This is a genomic window from Mesorhizobium sp. M7A.F.Ca.US.007.01.2.1, assembly GCF_003998165.1.
Lineage (GTDB): Bacteria > Pseudomonadota > Alphaproteobacteria > Rhizobiales > Rhizobiaceae > Mesorhizobium > Mesorhizobium ciceri.
Genome location: NZ_RZQP01000261.1, coordinates 1 through 7,731, shown reverse-complemented (window position 1 = coordinate 7,731; position 7,731 = coordinate 1). Strand labels below are relative to the sequence as shown.

The following is a 7,731-nucleotide window of genomic DNA, read 5'->3' as shown; positions in this document are numbered from 1 at the left end:
GCCTGCTGGAGCCAAGCGCCGGCAGCATCAACTTCGCCGGCCGCGACATCACCAATCTGCCGGAAGCGGAGCTGCAGCCGCTGCGGCGCAATCTGCAGATGATTTTTCAAGATCCGATGTCGTCGCTCAACCCGCGCCGCACCATTGCCAGCATTATCGCCGCGCCTTTGAAGCAGAATGGTCTTGGCGACAACCTGAAGGCGCGCGTCGCCGAGGCGCTGCAGCGTGTCGGCCTGCCGCAAAGTTTCGCCAGCCGCTATCGGCACGAACTGTCGGGCGGCCAGCGCCAGCGCGTCGGCATTGCGCGCGCTCTCGCGCTGTCGCCAAAATTCGTGCTCGCCGACGAGATCGTCTCCGGGCTCGACGTGTCGACGCAGGCGCAGATCCTGACCCTGCTGGAGCAGCTTGCCGCGGAGATGGGGCTGACCGTCGCTTTCATCAGCCACGATCTGTCTGTCATCCGGCGGCTGTGCCGGCAAGTGATCGTCATGCGCGAAGGCGCGATCGTCGAAGCGAGCGCCACCGACGCCTTGTTCGATAAGCCGCGGCAAAGCTACACGCGCGATCTCATCGCGGCCATTCCGCTGCCCGAGATCGATGCGAGCTGGCTCGACATTCCTTCCGCAGCCAAGCCGCCGACATGAATGCATACGCACGCCGAAGAGCGGGCCTCGGACGTGCGACCACAAAGACCAAGTCCCGCCAAATGGAGAGGACTGACATGAAGACCACAATCGCAATTGCAACGCTCGCCGCCGCGATGCTCGGCAGCGCCGGCATGGCCTCGGCGGATTCGATCCCGGGCATGCGCGGCCACGACCACACCGGCATCACGGTTCCCGACATGAAGCAGGCGGTCGACTTCTTCACCGAAGTGGTCGGCTGCAAGAAGGCGATGTCGTTCGGCCCGTTCGCCGACGACAAGGGCACCTTCATGCAGGATCTTCTGGGCGTCGATCCGAAGGCGGTGATCGAAGAGGTCACCATGGTGCGTTGTGGCTACGGCTCGAACATCGAGCTGTTCAAATACACAGCACCGGACCAGAAGGACCTGACGCCGAAGAACAGCGACATTGGCGGCTTCCACATCGCCTTCTATGTCGACGACGTCGCTGCTGCTAAAGCCTATCTCGAAGGCAAGGGCGTCAAGACGCGGATGGGGCCGCTGCCGGTCAAGGAAGGGCCGGCCGCCGGCCAGACCATCCTCTATTTCCAGGCGCCGTGGGGGCTGCAACTGGAAGCGATCAGCTATCCCGATGGCATGGCCTATGAGAAGGGCGCCGAGACGGTGCTGTGGAGCCCGAAGAACCCGGAAAAGTGATCGGCAGCGCGCTTGCGTGATGACACGCAGGCGCGCTTTCGCCATGTCAGGACGATCGTTCCGATATAAAACTTTAAGCTTGAAATATCTTGTCGCCGGCGCGATACTGAACTCCAGCAAGCGAAGAGGAGATCGCACAGATGAAGGTTGCGGTTCTCGGCGGCGGACCAGCCGGCCTCTACTTTGCCATTTCGATGAAACTGAGGGACGCCGCCCACGATGTGACGGTGTTCGAGCGCAACCGCGCCGACGACACGTTCGGCTGGGGCGTCGTGCTGTCGGCCGAAACGCTCGACAATCTGTCGAAAAACGATCCGGTCAGCGCCGTCTGGATCAAGAAGCACTTTGCCTACTGGGACGACATCGCAGTCATCCATGACGGCGTGCGCACGGTCTCGTCAGGACACGGCTTCTGCGGCATCGGCCGCAAGCGGCTGCTGGTCCTGCTGCAGCGCCGGGCGCGTGAACTCGGCGTCAAGCTGATGTTCGAGACCGACATCGCCGATCCCAAGCCTTACATGGAGACGCACGATCTGGTCGTCGCTGCCGACGGCCTGAACTCCAGGGCGCGCAACAGTTTCGTCGACATCTTCAAGCCCGACATCGACACCCGCAAATGCAAGTTCGTCTGGCTCGGCACCAACCAGAAATTCGACGACGCCTTCACCTTCATCTTCGAGAAAACCGAGCATGGCTGGGTGTGGGCCCACGCCTACCAGTTCGACAGCGACACCGCGACCTTCATCGTCGAGTGCAGCGAGCAGACCTGGGCTGCCTTCGGCTTCGGTGCGATGTCGCAGCAGGAATCGATCGCCGTTTGTGAGCGGATCTTCGAAAAACATCTCGGCGGCCACGCCTTGATGACGAATGCCAACCATATCCGCGGTTCGGCCTGGATCAATTTCCCGCGCGTGCTGTGCGAGCGCTGGTCTTACAAGAATCTCGCGCTGATGGGCGATGCAGCGGCATCGGCGCATTTCTCGATCGGCTCCGGCACCAAGCTGGCACTGGAAAGTGCTGTGGCGCTGGCCGAATATGTCGAAACTGAGCCGGACCTGGATGCCGCCTTCCGCAGATATGAGGATGCCCGCCGCACCGAGGTGCTCAAGCTGCAATCGGCGGCGCGCAATTCGCTGGAATGGTTCGAGGAGGTCGAGCGCTATCTCGGCCTCGATCCGGTGCAGTTCAACTATTCGCTTTTGACCCGCTCGCAGCGTATCAGCCACGAGAATCTGCGACTGCGCGATGCCGAATGGCTTGAAAGCGCGGAAGAATGGTTCCAGCGCCAGGCGGGCGCCGGCGGCAACAGCCTGCGCCGCGCGCCGATGTTCGCGCCGTTCAAGCTGCGCGACATGAGGCTGCAGAACCGCGTCGTCGTTTCGCCGATGGCGCAGTACAAGGCTGTCGACGGCTGCCCGACCGACTGGCATTTCACGCATTATGCCGAGCGGGCCAAGGGTGGCGCCGGTCTCATCTATATCGAGATGACCTGCGTCAGCCCGGAAGGGCGCATCACGCCCGGCTGTCCCGGCTTCTACGCGCCCGAGCATGAGGTGGCGTGGAAGCGGCTGGTCGATTTCGTCCACACCGAGACCGAGGCCAAGATCTGCGCCCAGATCGGCCATTCCGGCGCCAAGGGCTCGACCCGGCTCGGCTGGGAGGGCACTGACGTGCCGTTGGTCTCAGGCAACTGGCCGGTGATGGCGGCTTCGGCCGTTGCGTGGTCGCCGCAGAATCAGGTTCCGAAGGCGATGAACCGCGCCGACATGGACCGCGTGCGCGACGAATTCGTCGCTTCGGCCGAGATGGCCGATCGCTGCGGCTTCGACATGCTCGAAATCCACGCCGCGCATGGCTATCTCTTGTCGTCCTTCATCACGCCGGTCACCAACCGGCGCACGGATGAATATGGCGGTTCGCTGGACAATCGCATGCGCTATCCCCTCGAAATCTTCCGCGCGGTGCGCGCCGCCTGGCCGGCGGAGAAGCCGATCTCGATGCGCATTTCCGCCAATGACTGGGTCGGCATCGAGGGCGTGACGCCGGCCGACGCGGTCGAGATCGCGCGGCTGCTGCATGAGGCCGGCGTCGACATCTGCGATGTCTCGGCAGGCCAGACCTCGGCACTGGCCAAGCCTGTCTATGGCCGCATGTTCCAGACGCCGTTTTCCGACCGCATCCGCAACGAGGTCGGCATGGCGACGATGGCGGTCGGCAACATCTACGAGCCGGACCATGTCAATTCGATCCTGATGGCCGGCCGCGCCGACCTGGTGGCGCTGGCGCGGCCGCATCTCGCCGATCCCTACTGGACGCTGCATGCCGCCGTCACGCTCGGCGACCGCGGTGTCAAATGGCCTGATCCCTATCTGCCCGGACGCGACCAGCTCTACCGTCTGGCCGAGCGCGACGCCGCAGCGGGGCTGAAAGTATGACGGCCGCCGCGACGATACCCGGCAAGCATGCGCTGGTCACTGGCGGCGGCTCCGGCGTCGGGCGGGCCATCGCGCTGGCGCTGGCTGCTGCCGGCATCGGCGTCACCATCTGCGGCCGCCGGGAAGCAGAGCTCGCCAAGGTGGCCGGCGAAAACGACCGCATCTCTGGCATCGCCGCCGATGTCACCGACGAGGCGGCAATGGCGGCGCTCTACGAGAGGGCGCAAGCCGCGCGCGGCCCGTTCGACATCGTCGTCGCTAATGCCGGCATGGCCGGCAGCGCGCCGGCGCACAAAACCGCGCTCAGCGACTGGCAGCGGACGCTCGACGTCAATCTGACCGGCGCCTTCCTGACGGTGAAGCCCGCGCTGGCCGGCATGGCCGCGCGGAAGACGGGACGAATTGTTTTCATCGCCTCGACCGCCGGCCTGAAAGGCTACGCCTACGTCGCGTCTTACGTCGCCGCCAAGCATGGCGTCATCGGCCTGATGCGGGCGCTTGCCGCCGAAACAGTGAAATCCGGCGTCACCGTCAACGCGGTGTGCCCAGGCTTTGTGGAAACCGAAATGCTGGAAGAGTCCATCCGGCGCATCATCGAAAAGACCGGCCGCTCGGCCGAACAAGCGCGATCGAGCCTTGCCTCGACCAACCCGCAAGGCCGCTTCATCCAGCCGGATGAAATTGCCGCCGCCGTGCTGTGGCTGTGCGGCGACGCCGCCCAATCGATCACCGGACAGGCGATTTCCATCTCAGGAGGCGAAACATGGTAGCCGGCCCCCTGCCCGCGCCGTCGAGACCCGGCAAGGACCGCTTGCGTCTGTGGATCAGGCTGCTGCGCGCCTCGCGCACGATCGAGGCCGAGCTGCGCGAGCGGCTGAAGAAGGACTTCAACACCACGCTGCCGCGCTTCGACGTGATGGCAGCGCTTTATCGCGCGCCGGAAGGCATGCTGATGAGCGACCTGTCGCGTTTCCTGCTGGTCTCTAACGGCAATGTCACGGGCATCGTCGACCGGCTGGTTTCGGAAGGACTTGTCGCCCGCGCGCGGCGCAATGGCGACCGCCGCACCTCGATGGTGCGGCTGACCGAGGAAGGCACGCAGGCCTTTGCCGCGATCGCCGCGGCGCATGAAGGCTGGATCGGCGAATTGCTGGGCAAGGTCAGTGAGGACGACGCGCGCCGGCTGACCGGCATGCTGACCTCGTTCCGCAGCAACTGGGAGGGACGCGAATGACCGCAATGGCCGGGCGCAAGCCGAAGCATTTCCTCTGGGAGGTCGAGGGCAGGATCGCCAAGGTCCGGCTCGATCGGCCGGAGCGCAAGAACCCGCTGACCTTCGACAGCTATGCGGAACTCCGCGACACGTTCCGCGACCTCGTCTATGCCGACGATGTCGACGCCGTGGTGTTCCTTTCCAATGGCGGCAATTTCTGCTCCGGCGGCGATGTCCACGACATTATCGGCCCGCTGGTCAAAATGGACATGAAGGAGCTCCTGGTCTTCACCCGCATGACCGGCGATTTCGTCAAGGCGATGCTGAATTGCGGCAGGCCGATCATTGCGGCGGTCGACGGCGTCGCGGTCGGCGCCGGCGCCATCATTGCGATGAGCTCCGACATCCGCATCGCCACGCCGGAAGCCAAGACCGCATTCCTGTTCACCCGCGTCGGCCTCGCCGGCTGCGACATGGGCGCCTGCGCGATCCTGCCGCGCATCATCGGCCAGGGCCGCGCCGCCGAACTGCTCTACACCGGCCGCACCATGACGGCTGATGAAGGCGAACGCTGGGGTTTCTACAACCGGCTGGTCGATGCCGCCGCGCTTGAAGCCGACGCGCTCGACATGGCGGCGCGCATCGTCTCCGGCCCGACCTTCGCGCACGGCATCACCAAGACCCAGCTCAACCAGGAATGGTCGATGGGCCTCGACCAGGCGATCGAGGCGGAAGCGCAGGCGCAAGCGATCTGCATGCAGACCCGCGACTTCGAACGCGCCTACAAGGCGTTCGTGGCCAAGGAAAAGCCGGTGTTCGAGGGGGATTGAGGATGATGCTTTGCGTGGAGACGTTGGCGGGAGGGGGGCGCCGTAGTGCGCAAGGCCTCAATAGCGGGGCCACCAATGCCTGACCGTTCCTTCCTCTCCTGGCCGTTCTTCGAAGACCGCCATCGCGAACTAGCCGAGCACCTCGAGACATGGTGCACGACCAACCTCCCAGTCGATCACCATGATGTCGACGCCGCCTGCCGCGAGCTGGTCAGCAAGCTCGGCCGAGACGGCTGGCTGAAGCCAACGGCGCTCGACACCGACAACCCGGGTCCCCTCGACGTCCGCACTTTGTGCATCACGCGCGAGACGCTCGCCCGCCATGACGGGTTGGCCGATTTCGCCTTCGCCATGCAGGGGCTGGGCACCGGCGCGCTCAGCCTGTTCGGCACGGTGGAGCAGCGGCAATGGCTTTCGAAGACGCGCGCCGGCAAGGCGATATCAGCCTTCGCCCTGTCGGAGCCGCGCTCGGGATCAGATGTCGCCAACACGGAAATGACGGCGACCCGCGACGGCGACAGCTACGTTCTTACAGGCGAAAAAACCTGGATCTCCAATGGCGGCATCGCCGACCTCTATGTCGTCTTTGCCCGCACCGGCGAGGCGCCGGGCGCCAAGGGACTTTCCGCTTTCCTCGTGCCTGGCGACGCCAAGGGCCTTGGCATCGCCGAACGGCTCGAAGTGATCGCGCCGCATCCGCTGGCGCGGCTGTCTTTCGAGCGGGTCCGCCTGCCGGCCACCGCACTGATCGGCAAGCCAGGCGACGGCTTCCGCATCGCCATGTCGGTGCTCGATGTGTTCCGCTCGACCGTCGGTGCGGCGGCACTCGGCTTTGCCCGCCGTGCACTGGATGAAAGCATCAAACGCGTGGCCGAGCGCAAACTATTCGGCGCGCCGATGGCCGAATTGCAAATGGTGCAGGGGCACATCGCCGACATGGCGCTCGATGTCGATGCGGCGGCGCTGCTGGTCTACCGCGCCGCCTGGACCAAGGACATGGGTGCGCCCCGCGTCACCCGCGAGGCGGCGATGGCCAAGCTGTTTGCCACCGACAGGGCGCAAGAGGTGATCGACAAGGCCGTGCAGCTGCACGGCGGCGACGGCGTCCGCAAAGGCCACATCGTCGAAAGCCTGTATCGCGAGATCCGCGCGCTGCGCATCTATGAGGGTGCCTCCGACGTGCAGAAAGTGGTGATTGCGCGGCAAGTGATGGGCGCGGCCTGAAGCAGGTCGCGCCCACGGACCAGACTGTTTTGACAATGGATATTGCGAACCGAGTTTTGACGAATCGGGAGACTGAAATGCACCAGATTCTGCAGCCGGAAGGCTGGGCCAAACCTGTCGGCTACGCCAACGGCGTCGCGGCGCGCGGTCGGCTCGTCTTCGTTGGCGGACAGGTCGGCTGGAACGGCCAATGCCAGTTCGAAACCGACGACTTCGTCGGCCAGGTGCGGCAAACGCTTCAGAACATCGTCGCGGTGCTGGCGGAAGCCGGCGCGGGGCCGCAGCACATCACCTCGATGACCTGGTACTTCACCGACAAGGCCGAATACCTTGCCAATCTCAGGGGTATCGGCGAGGCCTATCGCGAGGTCATCGGCCGGCATTTTCCGGCGATGGCCGCCATGCAGGTGGTGGCGCTGGTCGAGGATCGCGCCAAGATCGAAATCCAGGCCACCGCCGTCATTCCGGAATAAATTATTGGCTGCCTCAGGAATAAATTATTCGCGAAGCCCCGCCTGCCTCAAGATCGGCAGCACGTGATCGCAGAAATAGGGCAGTTCTTGCGTGTAGTTGACGAAGGACAGCGCGATGCCCTGATAGCCGTGCCCGGCAATTGCGACCATGTCGGCGGCGATCGTTTCCGGCGTTCCGATCAGCGGGTAGGTGCCGGCGCCGCCGGCGAAACGCTGCCGGTAGCGGTCATAGGCG

General features: G+C 64.6%; 8 protein-coding genes and 1 pseudogene. 8 read left to right on the top strand and 1 reads right to left on the bottom strand.

Going from position 1 to position 7,731, the window contains the following annotated elements:
- The 8 genes from EN949_RS30155 to EN949_RS30120 all read left to right on the top strand — a co-directional run.
- Positions 1–644 (top strand): ATP-binding cassette domain-containing protein (locus EN949_RS30155; protein ID WP_164782586.1); only part of this gene is annotated, 644 nt, incomplete at its 5' end.
- Positions 645–721: 77 nt separating this feature from the next.
- Positions 722–1,321, top strand: a complete 600-nt coding sequence (locus EN949_RS30150; RefSeq protein WP_024503399.1) for a VOC family protein — start codon at positions 722–724, stop codon at positions 1,319–1,321.
- A 140-nt stretch (positions 1,322–1,461) separates the two neighbouring features.
- Positions 1,462–3,756, top strand: a complete 2,295-nt coding sequence (locus EN949_RS30145; RefSeq protein ID WP_063169948.1) for a bifunctional salicylyl-CoA 5-hydroxylase/oxidoreductase — start codon at positions 1,462–1,464, stop codon at positions 3,754–3,756.
- A complete protein-coding gene (locus EN949_RS30140) occupies positions 3,753–4,526 on the top strand; it encodes an SDR family NAD(P)-dependent oxidoreductase (RefSeq protein ID WP_063169947.1) in 774 nt (257 codons plus the stop codon). Before EN949_RS30145 ends, EN949_RS30140 begins: the two co-directional genes overlap by 4 nt.
- Positions 4,520–4,990 (top strand): MarR family transcriptional regulator, encoded by a 471-nt coding sequence (locus tag EN949_RS30135; RefSeq protein ID WP_063169946.1) that lies wholly within the window; start codon positions 4,520–4,522, stop codon positions 4,988–4,990. The genes EN949_RS30140 and EN949_RS30135 overlap by 7 nt, the downstream gene beginning before the upstream one ends.
- Entirely contained in the window at positions 4,987–5,799 is an 813-nt protein-coding gene (locus EN949_RS30130; RefSeq protein WP_063169945.1) for an enoyl-CoA hydratase family protein, read from the top strand. Before EN949_RS30135 ends, EN949_RS30130 begins: the two co-directional genes overlap by 4 nt.
- A 75-nt stretch (positions 5,800–5,874) precedes the next feature.
- The gene (locus tag EN949_RS30125) at positions 5,875–7,023 is read left to right on the top strand and encodes an acyl-CoA dehydrogenase family protein (protein WP_063169944.1); all 1,149 of its coding nucleotides are present in this window, start codon (positions 5,875–5,877) and stop codon (positions 7,021–7,023) included.
- A gap of 77 nt (positions 7,024–7,100) precedes the next feature.
- A complete protein-coding gene (locus EN949_RS30120; protein ID WP_063169943.1) occupies positions 7,101–7,496 on the top strand; it encodes a RidA family protein in 396 nt (131 codons plus the stop codon).
- A gap of 24 nt (positions 7,497–7,520) precedes the next feature.
- Here EN949_RS30120 and EN949_RS30115 read toward each other — a convergent pair.
- A pseudogene (locus EN949_RS30115) lies at positions 7,521–7,731 on the bottom strand (LLM class flavin-dependent oxidoreductase); the annotation flags it as partial.

Coding starts and splice junctions, on each gene's coding strand:
- EN949_RS30125 (WP_063169944.1), top strand. CDS start 5,875: ATGCCTGACCGTTCCTTCCTCTCCTGGCCGTTCTTCGAAGACCGCCAT.
- EN949_RS30130 (WP_063169945.1), top strand. CDS start 4,987: ATGACCGCAATGGCCGGGCGCAAGCCGAAGCATTTCCTCTGGGAGGTC.
- EN949_RS30135 (WP_063169946.1), top strand. CDS start 4,520: ATGGTAGCCGGCCCCCTGCCCGCGCCGTCGAGACCCGGCAAGGACCGC.
- EN949_RS30140 (WP_063169947.1), top strand. CDS start 3,753: ATGACGGCCGCCGCGACGATACCCGGCAAGCATGCGCTGGTCACTGGC.
- EN949_RS30120 (WP_063169943.1), top strand. CDS start 7,101: ATGCACCAGATTCTGCAGCCGGAAGGCTGGGCCAAACCTGTCGGCTAC.
- EN949_RS30145 (WP_063169948.1), top strand. CDS start 1,462: ATGAAGGTTGCGGTTCTCGGCGGCGGACCAGCCGGCCTCTACTTTGCC.
- EN949_RS30150 (WP_024503399.1), top strand. CDS start 722: ATGAAGACCACAATCGCAATTGCAACGCTCGCCGCCGCGATGCTCGGC.